The following is a 23,698-nucleotide window of genomic DNA, read 5'->3' on the forward strand; positions in this document are numbered from 1 at the left end:
TGATTCCGGTCCGAACTATCGTGCGGCACCGATCAGTTCATGGCCGGTGGCGCCGGAACCCCCTTCGGCAGGCGGGCCGCGACCAGGGCGGCGGCGGCGACCGCGCCCGCCGTGACGAGCAGCGCGGCGCGGAAGGGGCCGGGCTCGGCGGTGTGCGTGCCGTCCTCGGCGAGGGCGCCGATCAGGGCGGCGGTGGCGGCGATGCCCAGGGCCCCGCCGAGGGTGCGCACGATGGTGAACAGGCCCATCGCCCGCCCCATCGCCGGCGGCGGCACGTCGGCGAAGCCGGCGATCTGCAGGGTGAGCACGGCGGTACCGAGGATCAGGCCGACGCCGAACATCAACGCCCTCACCGCCCACGCGTTCTCGCCGACGCCCGGGACGGCCAGCGCGGCCAGCACCAGCGCGGCGAGGAGCAGCGCGGGAACGGCGAGGCCGCGTGGGCCGATCCGCGGCAGCAGCCGGTCGACCACCTGGGAGGCGGCCATCAGGCCGAGCGCCTCCGGGAAGACGCTCAGCCCGGCGTCCAGCGCCGAGGCGCCGAGGGCGGCCTGGTGGAGCAGCGGGAAGACGAACAGGGCGCCCATCAGCCCGGCGGAGGTCAGCAGGGCGAGCCAGGTGGCGGCTGCGAAGGTCCGGTCGGCCAGCAGCCGGAGGTCCACCAGCGGCTCGTCGGCGCGCAGTTGGTGCCGGACCGCGAGGCCGAGCAGCAGCACGCCGAGCACTCCGCCGGCCGCCACCGCCGGGGAGGACCAGCCGTGCGCCGGGCCGAAGCCGAGTGCGTAGGTGAGCAGTCCGAGGCCGGGGGTGGCGAGCAGGAAGCCCGCGGTGTCGAACCGGCCGGCGGTCTCCGCGCCCTCGTCGCGCAGCCCGGCCAGGCCGGTCAGCACCGCCGCCACCCCGATCGGCACGTTGACCAGGAACAGCCAGTGCCAGGAGAGGTGTTCGGTGAGGAACCCGCCGAGCGGCGGCCCGAGGGCGGGCATCAGCGCGGTCGGCACGATCAGCACCTTGCCGAGCCCGGCGCGCTCGTGCGGCGCGAAGGCGCGGAAGAGCAGCGTCATGCCGACGGGGGTGAGCAGTCCTCCGGCCACGCCCTGCACGGCCCGGGCGGCGGCGAGCGTGCCGAGGCCGGGTGCGGCGGCGCACAGGGCCGAGGCGAGCGTGAACGCGGCCAGCGAGCCGAGGAAGACCCGCTTCACCCCGAACCGGTCGCCCAGCCAGCCCGCCACCGGGAGGCCGACGGCGAGGCCGACCAGGAAGGCGGTCTCCACCGCGTTGGCCGCGGAGACCGGCCGGCCGAAGTCCTCGGCGATGGTGAAGAGCGCCGGGTTGACGATGGTCGAGTCCAGGCCGTTCATGCACATCGCGGCCGTGTAGACGAGGACCACCGCGACGCGCCCCGCGAACAGGGGGCGCGCCGCGGGTGCCTCGGCGCCGACGGGCGCGTTCGCGTCCGTGGAGGTCACCGGACCGGGCACAGGTCGGTCCAGTTGGCGGTGATCCAGTCCAGTGCGACGGCGCGGGCGCACGGCCCGTGGGCGACGGTCCAGCCGTCCGGTACGGCGGCGAAGGACGGCCAGAGGGAGTGCTGGCCCTGGTCGTTGACGAGGGCGAGGAACTCGCCGTCACCGTCGAAGGGGTTGGCGGGGGCGTCACTCATGGGTGGCGTTCTCCAGGTGTGCGGGGTCGTCGGGGTGTGCGGGGTCGTCGGGGTCGTCGGGGCGGCCGGGGTTCGAAGGGGCTTCAGGGCGCTCGGGGCCCGCGGCACGCGAGAGCTCCGCGAGGTGGTCGGCGATCACGCCCGCGATGTGCTCGACGGGGGCGGGCAGGGTCATGTCCTTGTGGGAGCAGGCGACGTCGGTGTTGTGGATCCGCCCGGCGACGTAGGGGGCCCAGAGTTCGGGGACCAGGGTCTCGTCGATGGTGTCGACGGTCGCCCGGAAGAAGAGCACGTCGCCGTCGAAGCGGCGGTGGTCGTACCCGCGGACCAGGTGGTTGGTGTTGAGGTAGATCCGGTTGAGCGCCTCGACCGTGTCGTCGTCCAGGCCGGCCAGCGGGCTGCCCTCGCGGCGCAACAGTGCGGTGACGTGGGTGAGTTCGAGCGGCCGGCCGTCGAGGTCCGCCGGACCGTAGCCGCCCATGGTGAGCAGGGCTTCGAGGGCCTCCGCCTGGTCGGGCACCGGCAGGTCGCGGAACCCCTCCGCCGGGTAGGCGTCGAGGACGGCCAACAGCTCGACGGCGCAGCCGAGTTCCTGGAGGCGGACGGCCATCGCGTGGGCGATGATGCCGCCGGTGGACCAGCCGAGCAGGCGGTAGGGGCCCTGCGGCTGGACCTCGCGGAGCCGGCCCACGTAGTGGGCGGCCAGCTCCTCCAGGGTGCGCGGCAGCGGCTCGACGGCCGTGGCGGCGCCGACGCCCTGGGCCTGGAGGCCGTAGATCGGCACGTCGGCCGGGAGGTGACGAATCAGTCCGGTGTAGCACCAGCTGAGGCCGCCGGCGGGGTGGACGGCGAACAGCGGGGCCTGCCGGCCGGGGGCGGCCGGGCGCAGCGGCAGCAGGACGTCGAGCGCGTCGGCGCCCGGGGCGCCGGCGGAGAGCGCGGCGTCCAGTGCGGCCACGGTCGGCGCCTGGAAGAGCGTGCCGATGCCGACCTCCAGGCCGAGGACGGCGCGGATCCGGCCGGCGAGGCGGACGACGAGCAGCGAGTGCCCGCCGAGGGCGAAGAAGTCGTCCTCGACTCCGACCTCCGGCAGGCCGAGCACTTCGGCGAAGAGTTCGCAGAGCTGCTGCTCGCGGGGGTTCGCCGGGGGCCGGCCGCCACCGGTGGCCGGGGCGTCGGGGACGGGCAGGGCGCGGCGGTCGAGCTTGCCGTTGGCGGTGAGCGGGAGCTTCTCCAGCAGGACGACGGCGGACGGGACCATGTGGACGGGCAGGCCGGCGGCGGTGTGGGCGCGCAGTTGCTCGGCGGTGAGGTCGGCCGTGGACGGCGCCGGCACCGCGTAGCCGACCAGCCGCTTGTCGCCGGGCACGTCCTCGCGGACGATCACGGCGGCGTCGGCGACGTCCGGGTGGGCGGCCAGGACGGCCTCGACCTCGCCGAGTTCGATCCGGAATCCGCGGATCTTGACCTGCTGGTCGGCGCGGCCGAAGTACTCCAGGACGCCGTCGGCGCGGCGGCGGGCGAGGTCACCGGAGCGGTACATCCGGGTGCCGCTCTCGCCGAACAGTCCGGCGTGGGGGTCGGCGACGAAGCGCTCGGCGCTGAGGGCGGGGCGCCCGAGGTAGCCGCGGGCGAGGCCGGCGCCGGCCACGTACATCTCGCCCGTGACGCCGGGCGGTACGGGCTCCAGGTGCTGGTCGAGGACGTAGACCCGCAGGTCGGGGATGTTGACGCCGATGGTGCTGCCGGCGCCCGCGGCGGCGCTCGCCCGGTCGAGGGCGATGTGGGAGACGTGCACGGTGGTCTCGGTGATCCCGTACATGTTGACCAGGGTGGGCGCGTCCTCGGCGTGCCGCTCGTACCAGTCGTCGAGGCGGCCCAGTTCGAGCGCCTCGCCGCCGAACACCACGTACCGCAGGGCGAGTTCGCTGCCGGGGCGTTCCCGGTCGGCGGCGCTGAGCTGGTAGAAGGCGGACGGGGTCTGGTTGAGGACGGTGACCCGCTCGCGGGCGAGCAGGTCGAGGAAGGCCGCCGGGTCGCGACTGACCAGGTGCGGGACGACGACCAGGCGGCCGCCGTGCAGCAGGGCGCCCCAGAGCTCCCAGACCGAGAAGTCGAAGGCGTAGGAGTGGAAGAGCGTCCAGACGTCGTCCGCGCCGAAGCCGAACCAGTGGTCGGTGGCGCTGAACAGGCGGACCACGTTGTGGTGGGTGACGGGGACGCCCTTGGGCCGGCCGGTGGAGCCGGAGGTGTAGATGACGTACGCGACGTCGTCCGCGCGCAGCGGGCGGGTGCGTTCGTGCTGGGCCAACGGGGTGGCGGGGTGGTCGGCCGCCTCCGGTCCGTCGACCAGGAGCAGCGGCACCTGGTGGGCGGGCAGCCGGGGCGCGGTGGCGGTGTCGGTGAGCAGTGCGGCGGGCGCTGCGTCGGCCAGCATGTAGGCGAGCCGGTCGGCCGGGTAGTCCGGGTCGAGCGGCAGGTAGGCGGCGCCGGACTTGGCGACGGCGAGCAGCGCGACGACCAGTTCGAGCGAGCGCGGCAGGGCGAGCGCGACGATGGTGCCGGGGCCGATTCCGCGGGCGGCCAGCAGGCGGGCCAGCCGGTCGGCGCGGGCGGCGAGGCCGGCGTAGTCGAGGGTGGCGCCGTCGCAGCTCACGGCCGTCGACGAGGGGTTGGCGAGGGCCGCGGCCTCGAACAGCTCGGGCAGCGTGGCGCCGGGGGCCGCGGTCGCGGGGGCGCGACCCGCCACGGCCGGGCCCTCCGTAGCCGCGCCGGGTGCGGCGGAGGCCGCGGCCGGGGCGCCGTTCCACTCGACGAGGGCGCGGTGGCGCTCCTGCGCACTGATGAGCGGGAGCCGGCCGATCGGCGTGTCGGGCTCGGTGGCGGCGGCGGTGAGCAGCCGGGCGAGCCGCGCGGCGAGGGCCTCGACAGTGGCCGCGTCGAACAGGTCGGTGCGGTACTCCAGGAAGCCCGCGATGCCCCCTTCCCGCAGTTCGCCCGCGTTGAGGGTGAGGTCGAACTTGGCGGTGCCGGACGGCACGGCGGCGATCCGGGCGGTGAGCCCGCCGCCGAGCGCGAACTCCTCGTCGGGGACGCTCTGCCAGGCGAGCATGACCTGGAACAGCGGGTGCCGGGCGAGCGAGCGCGGCGGGTTGAGCTCCTCGACCAGCCGGTCGAAGGGCAGGTCGGCGTTGTCGTGGGCGCCGAGGACGGCGGTGCGGACGCGGCCGAGCAGCTCGCGGAAGCCGGGGTCGCCGGAGGTGTCGGTGCGCAGGACCACCGAGTTGACGAAGTAGCCGACCAGGGAGGCGGTTTCGTCGGAGTCCCGGCCGGCGACGGGGGTGCCGACGGGGATGTCGGTGCCGCAGCCGTGCCGGGTGAGCAGCGCGGCGAGGCCGGCCTGGACGGCCATGAAGACGCTGGTGCCGGTGGTGCGGGCGAGCGCGGCCAGGGCGGCGTGGGCGTCGGCGCCGAGGGCGAACGGGACGGTGGCGCCCCGGTGCCCGGCGACGGCCGGGCGCGGGCGGTCGGTGGGCAGGTCGAGCTGGTCGGGCAGGCCGGCCAGGGTCTTGCGCCAGTGGTCGAGCTGCCGGACGGCGAGCGGGCTGGGCGCCCCGGCGGTGCCGAGCAGCTGCCGCTGCCAGGCCACGTGGTCGGCGAACTGGAGTTCCGGCACCGGCAGTTCGGGGGCGCGGCCGGCCAGGCGCGCGGAGTACGCGGCGGCCAGGTCGCGGGCCAGCGGGGTGGTGGAGGCGCCGTCGCCGGCGATGTGGTGGAGCAGCAGGAGCAGCGTGTGGCTGCCGTCCTTCCCGGTGAACAGCGTTGCCCGCAGGGGCGGTTCGGCGGCGAGGTCGAACGCGTACCGGACGGCCCGGGCCAGCGGTTCCCCGTCGTCCAGCCGGCCCCCGTCGTGGAGTGGCACCGCGGCGGGCGGCGGCACCTGCTGGTACGGCTCGCCGTCGGCGTCCTCGCGGTGGACGGCGCGCAGGATCTCGTGCCGGGCGGCCAGGTCGGTGACGGCGTGTGCGAGGGCGTCGCGGTCGAGCGGTCCGGTGAGGGTGAGGGCCAGCGGGATGTTGTAGGTGGGGCTGGGGCCTTCGAGCCGGTGGAGGAACCAGAGGCCGCGCTGGGCCGGCGAGAGCGGCAGCCGCTCGGTGCGCGGGGCGGGCAGCAGGGCCGGGCGCGGTTCGGGGGCCGAGCGCTCGCGCAGCAGGGCGGCGAGCGCGGCCGGGGTGGGGCGGCGGAAGACGTCGGCGAACCCGACGGCGGCACCGAGGGTGTCGCGGAGCCGGGCGGCGAGGCGGCCGGCCAGCAGGGAGTGGCCGCCGAGGTCGAAGAAGGAGGCGGACCGGCCGGGGGCCTCGGGCAGGCCGAGGACGGCCGCGAACAGCCCGCAGACGACCTCCTCCTGGGGGGTCGCGGCGGCGTCACCCCCGGGCGCCGCGCCGGCGGCCGGCTCGGGCAGGGCGCGGTGGTCGAGCTTGTCGTTGCCGGTGCGCGGCAGTTCGTCCAGGACGAGGACGGCGGCGGGCACCATGTGCGCCGGCAGCCGCTCGGCGAGCGCGGCACGCAGGGCGTCCGGGTCGAGGACGGCGCCGGGCGCGGGGACGGCGTAGCCGAGCAGCCGCCGGCCGTGCGGTCCCGGCCGGGCGATCACCACGGACTGGGCCACGGAGGGGAGCTGGCCGAGGACGGCGGCGATCTCGCCGGGCTCGATCCGGAAGCCGCGGATCTTCACCTGGTCGTCGGCGCGGCCGAGGAACTCCAGGGTGCCGTCGGCGCGGCGGCGGGCGAGGTCGCCGGTGCGGTACATCCGGCCTCCGGGCGGGCCGAACGGGTCGGCGAGGAAGCGCTCGGCGGTGAGGTCGGGGCGGCCGAGGTAGCCGCGGGCCAGGCAGGCGCCGGCCACGTACAGTTCGCCGGCCACGCCGTCGGGGGCGGGGCGCAGCGAGCCGTCGAGGACGTAGGCGCGGGAGCCGCGGACCACCCGGCCGACGGGGGCGCCGTCCGGGCCGGGGGTCCAGGAGTAGGCGTCGACGGTGGTCTCGGTGGGGCCGTAGAGGTTGAGCGGGGTGAGGCCCTCGACGGCGGTGAGGCGCTGCCAGAGCGCGTCCGGGGTGGCCTCGCCGCCGACCACGACCAGTGCGGGGCGGTGCCTGTCCTCGTCCAGCAGCCCTTCGGCGAGGAGGACTTCGAGGTAGGAGGGGGTGACGTCGAGGTAGTCGATCCGCTCCCGGTCGACGTAGCCGGCGAGGGCGGCCGGGTCGCGGTAGGTGTCGTCGTCGAGCAGGTGCAGTTCGTGGCCGTGGACCATCCAGAGCACCGGGTCCCAGGAGGCGTCGAAGGCGAAGGACGCGCTGTGGGCGACGCGCAGCCGCTCGCGGCCGGTGCGGCGGACGGCGGGGGCGATGTGGTCCTCGCCGTGGCCGGCGTGCAGGTTGGCGAGCGAGGCGTGGGTGACCACGACGCCCTTGGGGCGGCCGGTGGAGCCGGAGGTGTGCAGCAGGTAGGCGGTCCGGCCGGGGTCCGGCTCGGGGAGGGCCCGCTCCCCCGGCAGTGCGGCGATCGCCTCGCGCACGGCCGGGTCGTCCAGCACGACCGCGGGCCGCGTCCCGGCTCCGGGCAGGGCGGCGAGGGCCTCGGCGGTGCCGACGGCGCAGACCGGCCGGGTGTCGTCCAGGATGTCGGCGATCCGCTGCCGGGGGTGGGCGAGGTCGAGCGAGAGGCAGGCGCCGCCGGCCTTGAGCACCGCGAGCATGGCGGTCACGGTGTCGGCGCTGCGCGGCAGGGCGAGCGCGACGGGCGTCCCGTCGTGGACGCCGAGCGCGGCCAGGTGCTGCGCGAGGCGGTTGCTCGCGGCGTCCAGCCCGGCGAAGGTCAGGGTGGTTCCGCCGCTGCGCAGGGCGACGGCGCCGGGCGTCCGGGCGGCCTGTGCGGCGAAGAGGGCGGGCAGGGTTGCGGTGACGGCGGGCTCGTCGCGTCCGGCGGTGGCGCGGTGCACCGCGTCGGCGCCGAGCAGGTCGATCCGGGCGATCGGCGTCTGCGGGTCGGTGAGCAGCAGGTCGGCGAGGCCGTCGAGGTAGCGGAGCAGACCGTCGCGGTGTGCGGCGAGCGAGTGGGCGTCCTGGCGGTCCGGGTGGGCCTCCAGGCCGATGCGCAGGGCGCCGTCGGGGCCGGGCGAGACGGCGAGGGCGAGGTCGTCGACCGGGCCGGCGGCGAGGTTGCGGACGGTGCCGGGCAGTCCGGCCAGGTCGAGGTCGCGTTCGAAGGCCTTGATGTTGACCATCGGGCCGAACAGGGCGCTCCGCCCGCCGGTGAGCGCGAGGTCGCGGCGGAGTTCCTCCAGCGGGTAGCGCTGGTGGCGGCGGACGGCGCGGACCTCCAGGACGACGCGGCGCAGCAGTTCGGCGGCGGTGTCCCACGGGCGGACGGCGAGGCGCAGCGGCAGCACGTTGGCGGTGGCGACCGGGGTGCGCAGGGCGGCCGGGCCGCGGCGGTTGGCGAGCGGCAGGCCGAGGACGACGTCCTCGGTGCCGGCGAGGCGGTGCAGGTAGCCGGCGGTGGCGGCGATGACCAGCTCGGCCCAGGTGGCACGGGCGGCGCCGGCGGCGCGCTCGAACCTCGCGAGCGTCCCGGCGGGCAGCGAGGTGCTCTCGCGGGTGGGTCCGGCGGCGGTGGACGGGGCGCCGGGCAGGGTGGCGGGGGCCTGGGCCCCGGCGAGCCGCTCGCGCCAGAACTCGCGGTCGGCCGCGTGGTCGGCGCCCGCACGGTAGGCGGCCTCCTCGGCGGCGACCTCGGCCGGGGTGGCGAAGGTGCGGCCGGCGGGCTGCTCGCCGTCGGCGTACGCCGTGTACAGCTCGGCGACCCGCCCGCCGATCAGGGTGAGCGCGTAGGCGTCGACGGCGAGGTGGTGGACGCGCTGGTACCACCAGTGGCGGTCGTCGGCGAGCCGGATCAGGGCCTGGGTGAAGAGCGGGCCCTCGGCGAGGTCGACCGGGCGGGCGAGGTCGGCGCGCATCCAGGCCTCGGCCTCGGCGTCCGGGTCCGCGGCGGCGCGCAGGTCGAGCCGGTGCAGCGGCCAGGGGCGGCCGGGGTGCAGGCGCTGGCGCGGGGCGCCGTCCTCGCCGGTGGTGACGACGGCGGTGAGGGCCTCGGCCTCGTCGAGGGCCTGCCGCAGGGCGCCCTCGAAGAGGTCGGTGTCGAGCGGGCCGGTGATCTCGACGGCGTCGCCGGTGTTGTAGACCGGGCTGCCGGGGTCGAGCGCCTGGGCGTACCAGATCGCCGCCTGGGTGGCGAGCAGCGGCACGTCGTCGGCGGGGACGGCGGCGGGGACGGACGCGGCCTGGTGGCGACGCATGGTTCTGAGAGCTCCTCGGGTCCGGCGAACGGAACGCCTACTTAGGTTAGCCTAAGCTATCTACATATCGTCTGGTCAACAGCCCGCAGAGCTGCGGGCCCTGACGCCCCGGAGGCGCCGATGTCCCCCCTGAACGCGAGCCCCGAGGCGGGCGTGGAGCACCTCAAGGCCGCGGAGCACCCCGGCGCCGCGGAGCACCCCGGCGCCGCGGAGCACCCCGGCGCCGCGGAGCACCTCAAGGCCGCGGAGCACCCCGGCGCCGCGGAGCACCTCAAGGCCGCGGTCCGCGACCGCGTCCTCGCCCACCGGGACGAGCTGCTCGCGCTCAGCCGCCGCATCCACGCCCACCCCGAGACCGCGTTCGGGGAACACCGCGCGGCCGCCTGGTGCGCCGAGCTGCTGCGCGGCCACGGGTACGCGGTCACCGCGCCCGCCCACGGCCTGGAGACCGCGTTCACCGCGACGCTCGGGACCGGACCGGTCACCGTCGCCGTCGTCTGCGAGTACGACGCCCTCCCCGGGCTCGGCCACGCCTGCGGCCACAACCTGATCGCCGCCGCCGGCCTGGGCGCCGCACTCGGGCTCGCCCCGTACGCCGACCGGCTCGGACTCACCGTCCGGGTGATCGGCGCGCCCGCCGAGGAGCGCGGCGCCGGAAAGGCGCTGCTGCTCGACGCCGGCGCCTTCGCGGGCGTGGACGCGGCGATGATGGTCCACCCCTGCCCGGTCGAGGTCGCCGACTTCCGCTCCTTCGCGCTCGGCACCCTCTCGGTCCGCTACTCCGGCCGCGCCGCCCACCCCAGCCTGAACCCGCACGACGGGCGCAACGCCGCCGACGCGCTGACCGTCGCGCAGGTCGCGCTCGGGCTGCTGCGCCAGCAACTGCCGCCGCACTGGCGGGTGCACGGGATCACCACCGCCGCCGGCACGGCGCCCAACCTGATCCCGGACACCGCGACCGCCGAGTACGAGATCCGCACCTCGGCCGCCGAGGACCTCGCGGAGCTGCGCGAACGGGTCGAGGCCTGCTTCCGGGCGGGCGCGCTGGCCACCGGCTGCGAGGTCGAGCTGGGCCGGCCCGAGCCGGACTACCTGGACTTCCGCGGCGACGCCGCACTGCTCGCGCTCTGGCGGGCCAACGCCGCCGCGCTCGGCCGGCCGCAACCGGTCGAGAGCGGACCGTTCGCCTGCACGGACATGGGCAACGTCTCGCACGTGCTGCCCGCCATCCACCCGGTGCTGGACATCACCGGCGGCGCCTGCGCCCCGCACGAGGCGGCGTTCGCCGAGGCCGCCGTCTCGCCCGAGGCGGACCGCGCCGTCCTGGACGGCGCGGTCGCGATGGCGTGGACGGCGGCGGACTTCGCCGCCGGGCGGCGCGGCGCGTGACGGGCCGGGGCCCGGCCGCCCCGCCCCCCCCGGTGTCGACCGGGCCCCGGCGTCAGAGCACCCCCGGCGTCAGGTGTACCGGCCCCGGGTCCGGCAGCAGGCCGCCGATCACCGCCGGGGCCGCCCGCAGTGCGGTGACGCCCAGCTCCCGGACCACCTCGCCGACCTCGGCGGGCCGGTCCGGGTCGGTCAGCACCAGGGCCGCACCGGTCCGCAGCGGCCAGATGAACTCCCAGAGCGGCAGCCCCAGTTGCAGCATCCGGTCGCCCGGCCCCAGCCCGTACGCGGCCTGCAGCGCGCGCACCCGGCGGTCCACCTCGGCGTGCGCCACCGGGACGCCCGCCGGGCGGCCGCCCGGGCCGTAGGCCAGCCAGAGCGGGTGCTGCGGGGTCAGTGCGCGGGGCGGGTCGGTGACCAACTCCGCGGCCAGCTCGCCCTCCTGGGGCCGGACGGCGCCGGGCACGCCCTCCCCCAGGACGCAGACCGGGCGGGCGTCGGCCAGCAGCCAGGCCCTCCGGCCCGGCGCATCGTCCGCGTCCAGCGGCAGGTACGCCGCACCGGACTTGGCCACCGCCAGCAGCGCCGGCACGACCTCGGCCGGGCGGGTGAGCGCCAGGCCGACGACCGTACCGGGGCGGGCGCCGAGGCCCGCCAGGTGCCGTGACAGCCGGTTGGCGGCGGCGTTCAGGTCGCCGTAGGACACCACCGAACCGTCCGGCAGCACCAGCGCGGGCGCACCGGGTGTCCGGGCGGCCTGCGCCTCGACCGGGCCGATCACCGTGGTCGGCGGCCGCTTCGCCCGCCGGCCCGCCTCCCCGCCCGGCCCCGGCGGGGCGTCGGGCCGGCGTTCCGGGGCGTCCGGCCAGTGGTTCCGGGGGTCCGGCCAGTGGTTCCGGGTGTCCGGCCACAGCGCCGGGGCGTCGGCCGGCCCCGTCAGGACGTCGGCCGGGTCCATCAGGACGCGCCCAGCAGTTCGGCCCAGGCCTCGACGGCCGGCCGCTCGGCGAGCTGCAGGAAGGCGACGTCCGCGCCCTCCGACCGCCACCGCTCGGCCAGCGCCATCAGCCGCACCGAGTCCAGGCCCCAGTCGGCCAGGTTCTCGTCCAGCGGGATGTCCGCCGGGTCCTCGCCGAGCAGGTCGGCGACCTCGGCCCGGATGCGCTCCACAGTGAATGCCATGCCCGTCAATTCCCTTCCAGTACGGCGTCGGTGGTGGTGACCAGGCCGCAGCGGCCGGCCACCCAGGCGAGGGCGGCGCGGTGCTCGTCCGGGCCGAAGTCGGCGACCGCGTCGGCCACCACGAAGGCCTGGACGTCACGCATCCACGCGTCGCAGGCGGTGGCCTGCACCCCGATGTGCGCGTACACGCCGGTGATCACCAGCTGGTCGCGGCCCTGCGCGCGCAGCAGCTCGGCGAGCCCGGTGCGGACGAAGGCGCTGTACTTCCACTTGGTGAGCACGGTGTCGCCCTCACCCGGGGCGACCGCGTCGGCGATCGCCTCCGCGCGCGGGTCGTCCGGGATGCCCGGGCCCCAGAAGTCCTGCTGGAGGCCGCGCTGTTCGGGGCTCTGGCCGCCGGGCTGCGCCGAGTAGACGACCGGGATGCCGAGCCGCCCGGCCTCCTTGCGCAGCCGGCCGACGTTCTCGAAGAGTTCGGTGACCGGGGCCGCGCCGGTGTCGAAGGCGTCCATGAAGTGGTTCTGCAGGTCGTGCACCAGCAGGACGGCGCGCGACGGGTCGACCGTCCAGGAAACCCGGTTGGCGGGGAGTTCACCGGCGGAGGGCATGGGATAGGAGGGGATGCGGGGCAGGCCCACGACGGTGCTTCCTTAGCTCTGGGAGGGGATGGGCGGGACGGACGGGACGGACGGCGCGGACCCGGCGGCCGGGGCGGCCGCGGCGGCGAGACCGGCCGCTATGGCGGCGCGCAGGTCCTTCTTGCTCACCTTGCCGATCCCGGTGGCGGGAAAGGCGTCGACGAACTCGACCCGGTCCGGCACCTTGTAGTCGGCCAGGCCGCGCCCACGCACGAAGCGCTTCAACTCGACCGACTTCGGCGGGGCCTGGCGGGCCTCGTCGCGCAGCACCACGTAGGCGCAGGTGCGCTCGCCGAGGTACGGGTCGGGCATCGACACGACGGCCGCGTCGTGCACGGCCGGGTGGGCGAGCAGGTGGTTCTCGATCTCCTCCGCGGCGACCTTCTCGCCGCCCCGGTTGATCTGGTCCTTGGCCCGCCCCTCGACCACCAGGTGGCCGGTGGGGGTCCGCCGGACGAGGTCGCCGGTGCGGTAGAAGCCGTCCGCGGTGAACGAGTCGGCGTTGTGCCCGGGAGCGTTCCAGTACCCGCGGATGGTGTACGGGCCTCGGGTGAGCAGATGGCCGGTGGTGCCGTCGGGCAGGTCGCCGTCCTGGTCGTCGACCACCCGGACCTCGTCGTCCGGGGAGATCGGCCGGCCCTGGGTGGTGACGATCACCTCCTCCGGGTCGTCCAGCCGGGTGTAGTTGACCAGTCCCTCGGCCATCCCGAACACCTGCTGGAGCGTGCAGCCCAGCACCGGGCGCACCCTCCGGGCGGCCTCCTCGCTGAACTTCGCGCCGCCGACCAGCAGCACCTCCAGGCTCGCCAGCCCCGGGTCCCCGCCCGCCGCCCGCCGCCGCTCGGCGGCCTCCAGCCAGAGCAGCGCCAGCGGCGGCACCAGACCGGTGATGGTCACGCCCTCGCGCTCGATCAGCGGGAACGCCGTCTCGGGGCCGGGCTGCGGGCAGAGCACCACCCGGCCGCCCGCGTACAGCGCGCCGAGCGAACCCGGTGAGCTGAGCGGGAAGTTGTGCGCGGCGGGCAGGACGCAGAGGTAGACGCTCCGCTCGTCCTGGCCGCAGATCCCGACCGAACCGCGCAGCGAGTAGATGTAGTCGTCGTGGGTGCGCGGGATCAGCTTCGGCACGCCGGTGCTGCCACCGGACAGCTGGAGGAACGCGACGTCCCCCGGCTCCGGGCCGGTCTCCGGAAGGGCGCCGTCGACCGGCACGTCGGCCAGCCGGACGTGCTCGCCCGCGTCCTCGCCGGCCACCAGGACCAGCCGCAGCGACGGGTTCTCCGCCCGTACGCGGCCGGCCAGTTCACGGTAGTCGAAGCCCCCCTCGACCGCCGGGACGACGTAGCCGGCCGCGCCGGTGAAGGAGCAGAAGTGGCCGACCTCGGTGTAGCGGTGGGCGGGCAGGGCGAAGACCGGCAGCGCGCCGATCCGGAAGAGGCCGAAGACCACCTCGAAGAACTCGGCCACGTTGGGGAGCTGGACCACCACGCGGTCGCCCCGGCCGATGCCGCGGGCGAGCAGGCCGGCGGCCATCCGGTCGGCCCGGCGGTCGAGTTCGGCGTACGTCCAGCGCCGGGTGCCCTCCGGGCCCGCGCCGCCGGGGTCGACGATCGCGATGCGCTCGCCGTGGGCCGCGGCGCGCTCGCGCAGCATCCGGCCGAAGGTCTCGCCGCGCCAGTACCCGGCGGCGCGGTAGCGCTCGGCGAACTCGGCCGGGTAGGGCGTGAATCCGGCCAGCACCTCGTCCACGCTGTCCTGCGGGCGGCTCATCGCGGCACCCCCGCGGCGTCCAGGAAGGTACGGAACTTGGCACTGGTCTCGGCCAGTTCGGCCTCCGGACGGGACTCGGCGACCACGCCCGCGCCCGCGTAGACCCGCAGCGTCCGCTCGTCCGCCTCGGCGCAGCGCAGGGTCACCACCCATTCGCCGTCGCCGTCCGCGTCGCCCCAGCCGACCATGCCGGCGTAGAGGCCGCGGTCGAACGGCTCGATCTCCCCGATCGCCTGCCGCGCCAAGGGCGTCGGCGTGCCGCAGACGGCCGGGGTCGGGTGCAGGGCGGCGGCGAGTTCCAGCGCGGAGACGGCCGGGTCGGCCAGCTCGGCGGTGATGGTGGTGGCCAGGTGCCACATCGCCGCGGTCCGGACGAGGGTGGGCCGCTCCGGCACGTCGAGCGTCCGGCAGTACGGCGCCAGGGCCGCACGGATGGCGTCCACGACGACGGCGTGCTCGTGCAGGTCCTTCGGGGACTCCAGCAGTGCGGCGGCCCGGCGGACGTCCTCGCCGAGGTCGGCGCTGCGCGGGACGGAGCCCGCCAGCGGGTTGGCCAGCACGGCGGTGCCGCGGCGGGAGAGCAGCAGCTCGGGGCTGGCGCCAATCAGGGTGCGGCCGCCTCCGGCCGGGACGGCGAAGGTGTAACCGCCCGGGTCCCGGCGGGCCAGGCGCTGGAGGATCGCCGGCAGGTCGAGCGGGCGTCCGGCGCTCAGCTCCAGGGTGCGGGCGAGGACGACCTTGCTCAACTCGCCCGCCCTGAGCCGGCGGACGGCCTCCGCGACGCCGGCGCCGTACGCCTCGGGCTCGGGCACCGGGCGGACCAGCCACTCGACCCGGTCGGCGGCCGGGGCGGGCAGGGCGACCAGCGGGTCGTCGCGCAGCGCGCCGCACCGGCGGACCCGGGCGGGCACGGCCAGTTCGGCGCGGGCGTCGTGGTCGAACGCCACCGCGCCCACCACCAGCGGGTGTTCGACCCCGTCGCGGCGGGCCCGGTCGAGTGTCTCGGCGACCCGGACCGGCAGCGGGCGCGCGTCCTGCGGCACCCGGGCGTGGACGCCGTCGGCGAGCAGCGTGCGGGTCGGCGAGGCGAAGAACGCCTCGTCGGGCGCGGCCCGGTACTGGCCCAGCAGCCCGCTGGCCGCGCCGATGACGGTGTGGTCCGTCCCGGCGGGGGCGTGGTGCACCGTGGTCACCTGGATTCTCCCAGTCTGCGAGTGGCCGCCGGGCGCTGCTCGTGGCGCCGGCCGGCGGGGGGTGTGGTTCGGGGGTGTCCGTGGCTCCGACGGGCCCGGGGGCGCGTCGGGCCGGGCCCGTGAGGTCGGGGCGCGCGGTTCGGACGTGCGGGGTCGGACGCGCGGTTCGGACGTGTCGGGTCGGACGTGTCGGGTCGAGTCCGACGTGTCGGGTCGGGTCGGGTCGTGTCGGGTCGGGCCGACGCGCTCAGGCGCGCAGGGTGGCGCCGCCGTCCACGTACAGGTCGTGCATGGTGATGTGCCGCGCCCGGTCGGAGACCAGGAAGGCCACCGCCTCGGCGATGTCGGCCGGTTGGGCGATCCGCCCGAGCGGGATGCCCACCCGCCAGCCGGCCGGGTCGCCGTCGACGACCCGCCGTTCGGCGGCCTCGGCGTCGCCGCCCCAGAGCGCGCGCTGCATCTCGGTGTCGGTGGACCCGGGCGAGACGATGTTGCAGCGCACCCCGGACCGGGCGAGCTCCAGGCCGAGACAGCGGGTGAACATGGTGGCGGCCGCCTTGGACGCCGCGTAGGCGGCCATGCCGGCCCGGGGCACGCCGGCCGCGTTGGACCCGACGGTGACGACGGCCCCCGTGCCGCGCTCCGCCATCCGCCGGCCCACCGCCCGGCAGGTGTGGAAGACCCCGGTGGTGTTGACCGCGAAGGTCGCCGCCCAGTCCTCGTCGGTCAGTTCGACCGCGGGCGAGGTGCGCAGGATCCCGGCCACGTTCACCAGGACGGCCAGCGGACCGAGTTGACGCTCCACCAGGTCGACGGCGGACTCGACGGCGGCCGCGTCGGTGACGTCCAGCACGTACGGGCGGACGCCGCCGGCGGCCGGATCCCCGCCCGCCGGCTCCGCGGCGAACTCCTCGGCGAGCGCGGCGAGCGGGCCCGGATTGCGGTCGACCGCCGCGACGACGGCGCCCGCGGCGACGAGCGCGCGCGTCACGGCCGCGCCGATGCCCTGCCCGGCGCCGGTGACCATCGCAGTGGTACCGACCAGTTCGGACTGAAGCACAGGAAATCCCCTCCGACCAGCAACATTAGGCAAGCCTAACCTAACACAATTGTTCGGGTGCGCCGAGAGGGCGTGGATCCTGCGGGACCGTCAACTGACGGAAACGCGAGCACCCTCGGAGCCGAAGGCGCCGGCCGAGCAACCTGGACGCAACGTTGCGTCTAGTGTTACCGTCCAACCGAGACGCACCGTTGCGTCCACTTTCACCGTGACAGTCAGCCTTCTCCGTGACGTTCAGCGCGCCCCGAGCGGCCGTTCCCGGGCCACGGCCCCGGAGCCCCCGAGCCGCAGCGCCGCGACGTCCCCGAGAAGCCCCGATGAATCCCCGAGGAGCCCCGTGCCCACCACCCGTCCATCCCCGGCCGGCCCACTCGCCCGCGCCGCGGTCGCACTCGCCTTCTGGGTCACCATGGCCGGCACCACCGTCCCGACCCCGCTCTACCCGCTCTACCAACAGGCCTTCGGCTTCTCGCCGTTCATGGTCACGGTGATCTTCGCCGTCTACGCCGGCGGCGTCGTCGCCGGTCTGCTGACCCTCGGCCGGCTCTCCGACGCGATCGGCCGCCGGCCCGTCATCGCCGCCGCCCTGCTGCTCGCCGCGGCCGCCGCCGACCTCTTCGAGGTCGCGGACTCGCTGCCCTGGCTGCTCGCCGCCCGGGTGGTCTCCGGCCTCGCCGCGGCCCTGATCACCGGCGCCGCCACCGCCGCCCTGCTCGACCTCGCCCCGCCCGAGCGCCGACTGCGCGCCCAGACCCTCGCGCTCGCCGCCAACATGGGCGGCCTGGCCGGCGGCACACTGCTCTCCGGCGCCCTCGCCGAGTGGGCCGGCTCGCCGCTGCGCCTGCCCTGGACGGTGATGCTCGCCCTCACCGCCCTGGCGCTGGCCGGGCTCCTCGTCGTTCCCGCCATCGCACCGGGAGCCGCCCCCGGGGCCGCGCCGACGGGCTCCGGCGACCACTCCCGGAGCGCCGCCCGCTTCCGCCCGCGGTTCCAGCCGCTGCGCGTCCCGGCCGGGATCCGCCCCGCCTTCCTGCGCGCCGCCCTCGCCGGCGGGTCCGGGTTCGCCGTGCTCGGCGTGCTGACCGCGGTCAGCGGCCTGTTCCTGGCCAACGTCCTGGGGCTCCGTCACCACGCGCTCACCGGCCTGGTGGTCTGCCTGGCCTTCGCCGCCACCGCCGTCGGCCAGCTGCTCGCCCGGGTCCTGCCCAAGCAGCGTGCGCTGCCCGCCGCCTGCGCCGGGCTCGTCCTGGCCGCCGCCCTGATCGCCACCGCACTGCTCACCGAGTCACTGCCGCCGCTGCTGCTCGGCGCCTGCGTCAACGGCCTCGCCACCGGTACCGCCGTCGGCACCGGGCTCGGAGCCATCAACACCGGGGTCGCCCCGCAGCAGCGCGGCGAGGCGGTCTCCACCTTCTTCGCGGTGCTGTACGGGATGCTCTCGGTGCCGGTGGTCGGCGTCGGCGTCCTCATCCAGGTCGCCGGCCTGCGCACGGCGGGCGTCACGTTCAGCGCGCTGGTCGCGGTCCTGGCCGTGGCCGTCGCGGCCGGGCTGGTCCGGCGGTCGCCGGCCCCGCTCCCGTCGACGGCCCGCACGGAGGGGGCATGAGAGGATGAACCCGACCAACGCCACCGGCCGGCTCCCGCAGCGGCCCGCCCGTGAGGACCTCCGCACCATCGCCGCCCAGCCCCGCACCGCCACCGGCAGCAGCAGCGCGAGCAGCAGCCGCCGGAGCGAGGCCGCGCGCCTGGCCGTGCTCAACGCCGCCGACGACCTCCTGGTGGAGCACGGCTTCGAAGGCCTCACCATCGAGGGCATCGCCGCAGCGGCCGGCGTCGCCAAGCAGACGATCTACCGCTGGTGGAAGTCGAAGGTCGACATCCTCTTCGACAACCTGGTCCTCGACGCCGAGACCGCTCTGGCCTGGCCCGAAGCCGCAGCCGACGGCCCCGCCGGCCGGTCCGGTCCCGCGCAGGTGCGCGCCTACGTCCACGGCTTCGCCGTCTTCCTCGGCGAGGCACCGGCCGGCCTCGTCCTCCAGGCCCTCCTGGGGCACGCCCAACTCGACGCCCGTACGGCGGAGTTGCTGCACACCGGGTTCCTGGACGGGCTCCGCTCCCGCGACGTCGCGCAGACCCGCGCCGCACTCGGCTGCTCCGAGGACGAGGCGGCCGTGCTCCTCGACGCGCTCCTCGCACCGCTCTACCACCGCGCCCTGGTGCTGCGCCGCCCGCTCGACACCGCCTTCGTCGACGCGCTGCTCGACCAGCACCTCCCGCGCTGACCCCCTTCCCGCTCAACTCCCCGCCGTCAGGCCCGTGTCCACCTCCGGGCCCGCCAAGGAGTCACCATGTTCAAACGCCCCCGGCCCGCCCACGACGTCGAGGTCACCGCGGTCGCCCCGCTGACCTCCACCCTCACCAGGATCACCTTCACCGGCCCCGGCCTGTCCGGGCTGGAGATCGAACACCCCACCCAGTGGGTCAAGTTGGCCATTCCCTCGGGACCGTCCCGGGCCTACACCATCCGCCACCACCGCCCCGCCGCCTACGAGGTCGACATCGACCTCGTCCTGCACGGCAACGGGCCGCTCGCCCGCTGGGCCGCCGCCGCCCGCCCCGGCGACCGGGCCCGCCTCGCCGGCCCGCGCGGGCGGTGCCCCTCCTTCGACGGCGCCGCGCACGTCCTGCTCGCCGCCGACGAGAGCGCCCTGCCCGCCGCGCTCACCGTCCTGGAGGGGCTCCCGGCCGGCGTGGAGGTGTCCGCCTACTTCGAGATCGCCGGCCCGGCGGACACCCTGCCGCTGCCGGCGCGCACCGGGCTCACCACGGCCTGGCTCCCCCGTGCTCCGGCCCACCCCAAGGGGCACCGCCTCACCGAGACGCTCCTCGCCACCGACGTTGCGCCCGGCACCACCGCCTGGCTCGCCGGGGAGTCCGGCGCCGTCGCGACCGTCCGGCGCCACCTGCTCACCGACTGGGCCCTCCCCCGCGACCGCGTCCACGCCAAGGGCTACTGGAAGCACGGCGAGGCCGACCACAAGGGCTGATCCGTGGCCCGGTCACCGTCGCACGGCCGGCCGGGCCATCCGCCTCATCCCCCGCACGCAGGCGATGAGCAGATCAACAGCCGACACCAGCACCGACAGCAGCGACCGTACGGTGACGGCGAAGAATATCTGGATCCGGTTCCACACCATGCCGACCCACTCCCCTCCAGCCCGGACCGGGCTCAAAACGGCTCGAACAGCACAAAAGGCGCAACCGCCCCGGGGGGAACGGTCGGCGCCGGCAACGCTCCTGACACTCCATCACACCTTCGGTGACCGTGGCAGCATGCACGAAGCCGGCCGGGGGCACTCAGGCCCCCGGCCGGCACGCGCACGCGGCCCTGCGTCAGGGCGCGATCGTCACCTTGAGCCCCGCCCCGCGCTCCAGGATCGCCAGGGCGTCGGCGAACCCGTCCAGGGGGAACGTGTGCGTGATCAGGTCGTCCACCCGGACGGTGCCGTCGGCGATCAGCTCCAGCGCGCGGGCGTTCTGCTCGGGGCTGGAGGAGTTGGCGCCCATGATCATCAGCTCGCGGTAGTGCACCAGGTTGGCGTCGACCGCAGTCATCGGAGCACCCTGGGGCAGTCCGCCGAAGAGGCTGATCCTGCCCCGTCGCGCGGCGTACCGGATCGCCTCCTCCTGGGCCGGGACGGAGGCCGAGGCCGTGATCACGACATCGGCGCCGAGCCCGTCGGTGAGCCGGAACACCTCCTCGGCGACGTCCGTGTCCGCGGCGCAGATCACCCCGTCCGGCTGGACCAGTTCGGCCGCCCGGGCCAGCCGCTCGCGGTTGAGCTCGACCAGGAACACCCGGGAGGCGCCCCGGGCGCGGGCGAGCCGGGCGTGCAGGCAGCCGATCGGCCCCGAGCCCACGATCACCACGTCGTCCCCGGCGCCGACCCCGATCAGCTCCTGGCCGTTCAGGACGCACGCGAGCGGCTCCGCGACGGACGCCTCGGCGAAGCTCACGCCGTCCGGGATGCGGTGCACCCCGCCCACGCCGACGACCTTCTCCGGGACGACCATGTACTCGGCGAACCCGCCGTCGTAGTGGTAGCCCATCGCCTCGAAGTTCGGGCAGACCGTCATCCGCCCGCGCCGGCACTCGTGGCAGTGCCCGCACGGGATCGCGCCGATCACCTGGACGCGGTCGCCCACGGCCCAGCCCTCGACGCCGGAGCCCAGCTCCACCACCTCACCGGCGATCTCGTGACCGAGCACCCGCGGCGGGTCGATCCGGTGGTTCCCGTACCGGTAGATCTTCAGATCGGTGCCGCACAGCGAGGTGTTGCGGACCCTGAGCTTCACCTCGCCCGGACCGGGCGTGGGCTCGGGCGAGTCCTCGATCAGGATCTTCTCGGGAGCGTAGAAACGCGCAACCTTCACTTCGCTGACTTTCTCGTAGGGGGTCGGTCCGAGGTGCCCGGAGGCGGGGAGTGTGCGGTGGGACGCGGGTCAGCTCGTGCCCGGTGCGGCGCCGGCCATCGCCCCGAGGCCGAGCAGGCCCTCGGCCCGCTCCACCACCGCGGCCGTGCTGACGCCGAACTCGACGAGGACCTCGTCGCGGGGGCCGATCGGGAGGAAGGCGGGCGGCAGCGCGATCTCGGCCGTGGCGGGCGTCCCGCCGCCGGTGTTCCGCGCGTCCGCGAGGTGGGTGAGGAGGTCCGCGTAAAGGCCGGTGCCCGCCATCAGGTCCTCGACCGTGATGACCGCCCGGTGTCCCGTCGCGTCGGCGAACACCTCGGTGACGGCCGGCCGCAGCCGGACGACCTCCCACACCGTGGACGAGACGCCGTGCTCGCGCTCCAGCACGCTCGCCGCGGACATCGCCGTCTGCACCATCGCACCGTGCGCCAGCAGGCAGAGGTCGCTGCCGCGGCGGCGCAGCAGGGCGCTGGTGCGGGCGCCGTCGGGCTCGTCCTCCAGGGGCTTCCACTTCGCGTACCGGACGACCGTCGGGCCGCTGTCCCGGGCCACGGCGGAGCGGAGCAGGTCGCTCAACTGGGCTCCGCTGGTGGGTGCGTAGATCTCCAGGCCGGGGACGGTGCGGAGCAGGCCGACGTCGTAGATGCCGTGCGAGGAGGCGCCGTCGCCGCCGGTGACCCCGCCCCGGTCGACCACGAAGGTGACCGGGAGCCCGTGCAGCGCGACGTCGTTGACGACCTGGTCGATGGCGCGGGTGAGGAAGGTGGCGAACACCGGGAAGACGGGCCGGCAGCCCTGGCTGGCGAGCCCGGCCGCGAGGCCGACCGCCAGCTGCTCGCAGATCCCCACGTCGTGGTACCGCTCGGGGAAGCGGCGCTGGAACTCCAGCAGGCCCAGGCTGTCCGGCATCGCCGCCGTGATCACGTGGACGCGGGGGTCCTGCTCGGCGAGTTCGCACAGGGTGCCGCCGAGCACGTCGCCCCAGGACCGGCTGCCGAGCGGCAGCCGGGCGGCGTCCCCGGCCGCCGGCACGGCTGCGGCGCCGCCCGTCCCGCCGACCTGGTGCAGCCGCATGACGTCGTCGTTCTCGGCCTCGGACCAGCCGAGCCCCTTCTGGGTGCGCACGTGCACCACGACCGGCCCGTCGGTCCCGGCCGCGTCGGCGAGCGCCGCCTCCAGCTTGCCGAAGTCGTGGCCGTCGACCGCGCCGATGTAGCTGAACCCGAGGGCGGTGAAGAAGAGTTCGACGTTGCGCTGGTCGTCCGGACCGCCCGTCTCGGCGTCGCACGGCTCGCCGAGGGTCAGCCGGCTCATGGTCCTCGCGTAGGACCTGCCGTTGTCGTTGTAGACGATGACCACGGGCTGCCGGCGCACGCCGATGGCGTTGATGGCCTCGTACGCCACGCCGCCGGTCAGCGCGCCGTCGCCGATCACGACCACCGACCTGGTCCCGCGGGCCAGGGTGATGCCCAGCCCCCAGGCCGGCCCGGTGGAGGAGTGGCTGTTCTCCATCGTGTCGTGCGGGGACTCCTCGCGGGACGGGAAGCCGGACATCCCGGTGCGCTGCCGGAAGTCGGCGAACCCGGCCGCACGCCCCGTCAGGATCTTGTGGGTGTAGGCCTGGTGGCCGATGTCGAAGATGATCGGATCGTCCGGGGAGCGGAACACCCGGTGCAGGGCGATGGTCAGTTCGACCACCCCGAGGTTCCCCCCGAGGTGCCCGCCGGTCCGGTTGACCTCCGTGATCAGGAAGCTCCGGATGCGGGCGGCGAGGCGCTCGCATCCCTCCGTGTCCAGAGCACGGACCGCCTCCGGGGTGAGGCCGGTGAGATCGATTTCGTTATCGGATCCGGCAACGAGTCCACTGTCGTTGCCCTTGCCGCCAGGCGCAGCCACGAGGAAATCCTTTCACGAGAAAAGACACCGCTATTTCAGCAGCGTCAGCTGAATCCGGACATTCGTCTGCTGGTAGTCCGCGACGGTGTCGCGCAGTCGGCGCAGATACTTGAGGTAGAGGTCGAAGTTCTGCTTGCGGGGCATTTGCACCAGCAGGCTGCTGAACTTCAGGATGTCGGCGAGCGCGGCGTCCATCCGGCCGATCTGTTCCCGGACCTCACCGCACAGCTCCTCGCCGAGGGCGGCGGTGATCGTCGGCTCGCCGAGCAGGTAGTGCAGGTAGTGCTGGACCGGCTGGAACCGGTTCTGGATGTGCTTGTTCAGGCGGGACTGGTCGTTGAAGAGCACGGCGCCCTCGGCGAGGATCGCGTCGGCCCGGCGCTCCCAGTCGGCGATGAGCCGGTCGATCCCGTCCACGCCGACGACCACCGGGGTGACGTACCGGCTGAGCCGCCCGTCGTAGAGCCGCAGTCCGAACTCGGCGAACACCGCGCGGAACGCGTCCAGCGGGGCGAGGCCGACCAGTCGGTCGATGACGGCCGAGGGCCGGATCTCGGTGACCGGGACCAGGCCGTCCTCGGTGTACGCGAGGCTCTCGGTGAGCTTGGCGAACGGCACGGGCTTGCGGTCGGCCCGGAAGTTCGGGTCCGGACTGGTCTTCGTGTAGTAGACGGTGTCCTCGTCGTCGATGTCCACCACGAGCCACTCGGTGAGGTACGGCGTGCCGTCGGTGTGGACCAGGGACACCAGCAGGGCCACGTGCGAGCCGGCCGCGACGGCGGACCGGATCTCCTTGCCCAGCTGCTCCACGGGGACGTCGCGCTCGCTCCAGGAGTCCCGGCAGACCAGCTCCATGAAGCCGTTGTAGCGGCTGATGATCGGCACGTCGCCGGTGACCTCGAACTGCCAGTCGTAGCAGCGGTCCATGAAGAGCAGGGGGAACGCGGGCGAGTCGCGCAGGATGTTGTAGCGGTGGAAGACGTGCCGCTCGTGGCACACGTAGTACTGGGACCGGTCGAGCTGCACCTCCCGGCGGGCCTGCTCCGAGGCTGTCATCGCGAGATCGTTCGTCTCGGTCAC

Annotated in this window: 17 protein-coding genes; 4 read left to right on the forward strand and 13 right to left on the reverse strand. The window is 75.4% G+C overall.

The window, feature by feature from the left end; genetic code table 11:
• Positions 1-32: 32 nt before the first annotated feature.
• The 3 genes from ACFC1F_RS03375 to ACFC1F_RS03385 are packed head-to-tail and all read right to left on the reverse strand — an operon-like array spanning position 33 to position 9,020.
• Complete coding sequence (locus ACFC1F_RS03375) at positions 33-1,469, reverse strand: DHA2 family efflux MFS transporter permease subunit (protein WP_376155321.1); 1,437 nt, start codon at positions 1,467-1,469, stop codon at positions 33-35.
• Complete coding sequence (locus ACFC1F_RS03380) at positions 1,466-1,663, reverse strand: MbtH family protein (RefSeq protein ID WP_148641942.1); 198 nt, start codon at positions 1,661-1,663, stop codon at positions 1,466-1,468. The genes ACFC1F_RS03375 and ACFC1F_RS03380 overlap by 4 nt, the downstream gene beginning before the upstream one ends.
• Positions 1,656-9,020 carry an amino acid adenylation domain-containing protein gene (locus ACFC1F_RS03385; protein ID WP_376155322.1) on the reverse strand — a complete coding sequence of 2,455 codons (7,365 nt, stop codon included), beginning with the start codon at positions 9,018-9,020 and terminating at the stop codon, positions 1,656-1,658. The genes ACFC1F_RS03380 and ACFC1F_RS03385 overlap by 8 nt, the downstream gene beginning before the upstream one ends.
• Before the next feature lie 120 nt (positions 9,021-9,140).
• Between ACFC1F_RS03385 and ACFC1F_RS03390 the strand changes: the two genes are divergently transcribed.
• Complete coding sequence (locus ACFC1F_RS03390; protein ID WP_376155324.1) at positions 9,141-10,409, forward strand: M20 family metallopeptidase; 1,269 nt, start codon at positions 9,141-9,143, stop codon at positions 10,407-10,409.
• Positions 10,410-10,461: 52 nt separating this feature from the next.
• Here the strand turns inward: ACFC1F_RS03390 and ACFC1F_RS03395 are convergent, their stop codons facing one another.
• The 6 genes from ACFC1F_RS03395 to ACFC1F_RS03420 form a co-directional block, all read right to left on the reverse strand.
• Positions 10,462-11,364 (reverse strand): AMP-binding protein, encoded by a 903-nt coding sequence (locus ACFC1F_RS03395; protein WP_376155326.1) that lies wholly within the window; start codon positions 11,362-11,364, stop codon positions 10,462-10,464.
• Positions 11,364-11,588, reverse strand: a complete 225-nt coding sequence (locus tag ACFC1F_RS03400) for a phosphopantetheine-binding protein (RefSeq protein WP_148641946.1) — start codon at positions 11,586-11,588, stop codon at positions 11,364-11,366. The genes ACFC1F_RS03395 and ACFC1F_RS03400 overlap by 1 nt, the downstream gene beginning before the upstream one ends.
• A gap of 5 nt (positions 11,589-11,593) precedes the next feature.
• The gene (locus ACFC1F_RS03405) at positions 11,594-12,226 is read right to left on the reverse strand and encodes an isochorismatase family protein (RefSeq protein WP_148641947.1); all 633 of its coding nucleotides are present in this window, start codon (positions 12,224-12,226) and stop codon (positions 11,594-11,596) included.
• Between the two features lie 12 nt (positions 12,227-12,238).
• A complete protein-coding gene (locus tag ACFC1F_RS03410; RefSeq protein WP_376155328.1) occupies positions 12,239-13,996 on the reverse strand; it encodes a (2,3-dihydroxybenzoyl)adenylate synthase in 1,758 nt (585 codons plus the stop codon).
• A complete protein-coding gene (dhbC, locus tag ACFC1F_RS03415; protein WP_376155405.1) occupies positions 13,993-15,195 on the reverse strand; it encodes an isochorismate synthase DhbC in 1,203 nt (400 codons plus the stop codon). Before dhbC ends, ACFC1F_RS03410 begins: the two co-directional genes overlap by 4 nt.
• A 241-nt stretch (positions 15,196-15,436) precedes the next feature.
• Positions 15,437-16,216 (reverse strand): 2,3-dihydro-2,3-dihydroxybenzoate dehydrogenase, encoded by a 780-nt coding sequence (locus ACFC1F_RS03420; protein WP_376155406.1) that lies wholly within the window; start codon positions 16,214-16,216, stop codon positions 15,437-15,439.
• A 370-nt stretch (positions 16,217-16,586) separates the two neighbouring features.
• On the opposite strand from ACFC1F_RS03420, the gene ACFC1F_RS03425 reads away from it, so the two are divergent.
• The 3 genes from ACFC1F_RS03425 (at position 16,587) to ACFC1F_RS03435 (ending at position 19,296) form a co-directional block, all read left to right on the forward strand.
• On the forward strand, positions 16,587-17,855 hold the full coding sequence (locus ACFC1F_RS03425) for an MFS transporter (protein WP_376155330.1): 1,269 nt from the start codon (positions 16,587-16,589) through the stop codon (positions 17,853-17,855).
• A gap of 4 nt (positions 17,856-17,859) precedes the next feature.
• Entirely contained in the window at positions 17,860-18,531 is a 672-nt protein-coding gene (locus ACFC1F_RS03430; RefSeq protein WP_376155332.1) for a TetR/AcrR family transcriptional regulator, read from the forward strand.
• 66 nt (positions 18,532-18,597) lie between these two features.
• Positions 18,598-19,296, forward strand: a complete 699-nt coding sequence (locus tag ACFC1F_RS03435) for a siderophore-interacting protein (protein WP_376155334.1) — start codon at positions 18,598-18,600, stop codon at positions 19,294-19,296.
• A 12-nt stretch (positions 19,297-19,308) separates the two neighbouring features.
• Here ACFC1F_RS03435 and ACFC1F_RS03440 read toward each other — a convergent pair whose 3' ends face one another.
• The 4 genes from ACFC1F_RS03440 to ACFC1F_RS03455 all read right to left on the reverse strand — a co-directional run bounded on the left by ACFC1F_RS03440 (position 19,309) and on the right by ACFC1F_RS03455 (position 23,698).
• Positions 19,309-19,446, reverse strand: coding sequence for a hypothetical protein (locus tag ACFC1F_RS03440; protein ID WP_153882763.1), 138 nt, complete (start codon positions 19,444-19,446; stop codon positions 19,309-19,311).
• A 196-nt stretch (positions 19,447-19,642) separates the two neighbouring features.
• Positions 19,643-20,683, reverse strand: a complete 1,041-nt coding sequence (locus tag ACFC1F_RS03445) for a zinc-dependent dehydrogenase (protein WP_209409682.1) — start codon at positions 20,681-20,683, stop codon at positions 19,643-19,645.
• 69 nt (positions 20,684-20,752) lie between these two features.
• Positions 20,753-22,618 (reverse strand): 1-deoxy-D-xylulose-5-phosphate synthase, encoded by a 1,866-nt coding sequence (locus ACFC1F_RS03450; RefSeq protein ID WP_376155336.1) that lies wholly within the window; start codon positions 22,616-22,618, stop codon positions 20,753-20,755.
• 30 nt (positions 22,619-22,648) lie between these two features.
• Positions 22,649-23,698 (reverse strand): hypothetical protein, encoded by a 1,050-nt coding sequence (locus tag ACFC1F_RS03455; RefSeq protein ID WP_209409686.1) that lies wholly within the window; start codon positions 23,696-23,698, stop codon positions 22,649-22,651.

Source organism: Kitasatospora sp. NPDC056181 (genome assembly GCF_042266225.1).
Lineage (GTDB): Bacteria > Actinomycetota > Actinomycetes > Streptomycetales > Streptomycetaceae > Kitasatospora.

Bases quoted from the DNA above. Each gene is read 5' to 3' on its own strand.
- ACFC1F_RS03385 (WP_376155322.1), bottom strand. From the start codon at position 9,020: ATGCGTCGCCACCAGGCCGCGTCCGTCCCCGCCGCCGTCCCCGCCGAC.
- ACFC1F_RS03420 (WP_376155406.1), bottom strand. From the start codon at position 16,216: ATGGTCACCGGCGCCGGGCAGGGCATCGGCGCGGCCGTGACGCGCGCG.
- ACFC1F_RS03410 (WP_376155328.1), bottom strand. From the start codon at position 13,996: ATGAGCCGCCCGCAGGACAGCGTGGACGAGGTGCTGGCCGGATTCACG.
- ACFC1F_RS03400 (WP_148641946.1), bottom strand. From the start codon at position 11,588: ATGGCATTCACTGTGGAGCGCATCCGGGCCGAGGTCGCCGACCTGCTC.
- ACFC1F_RS03380 (WP_148641942.1), bottom strand. From the start codon at position 1,663: ATGAGTGACGCCCCCGCCAACCCCTTCGACGGTGACGGCGAGTTCCTC.
- ACFC1F_RS03430 (WP_376155332.1), top strand. From the start codon at position 17,860: ATGAACCCGACCAACGCCACCGGCCGGCTCCCGCAGCGGCCCGCCCGT.
- ACFC1F_RS03390 (WP_376155324.1), top strand. From the start codon at position 9,141: ATGTCCCCCCTGAACGCGAGCCCCGAGGCGGGCGTGGAGCACCTCAAG.
- ACFC1F_RS03395 (WP_376155326.1), bottom strand. From the start codon at position 11,364: ATGGACCCGGCCGACGTCCTGACGGGGCCGGCCGACGCCCCGGCGCTG.
- ACFC1F_RS03435 (WP_376155334.1), top strand. From the start codon at position 18,598: ATGTTCAAACGCCCCCGGCCCGCCCACGACGTCGAGGTCACCGCGGTC.
- ACFC1F_RS03440 (WP_153882763.1), bottom strand. From the start codon at position 19,446: ATGGTGTGGAACCGGATCCAGATATTCTTCGCCGTCACCGTACGGTCG.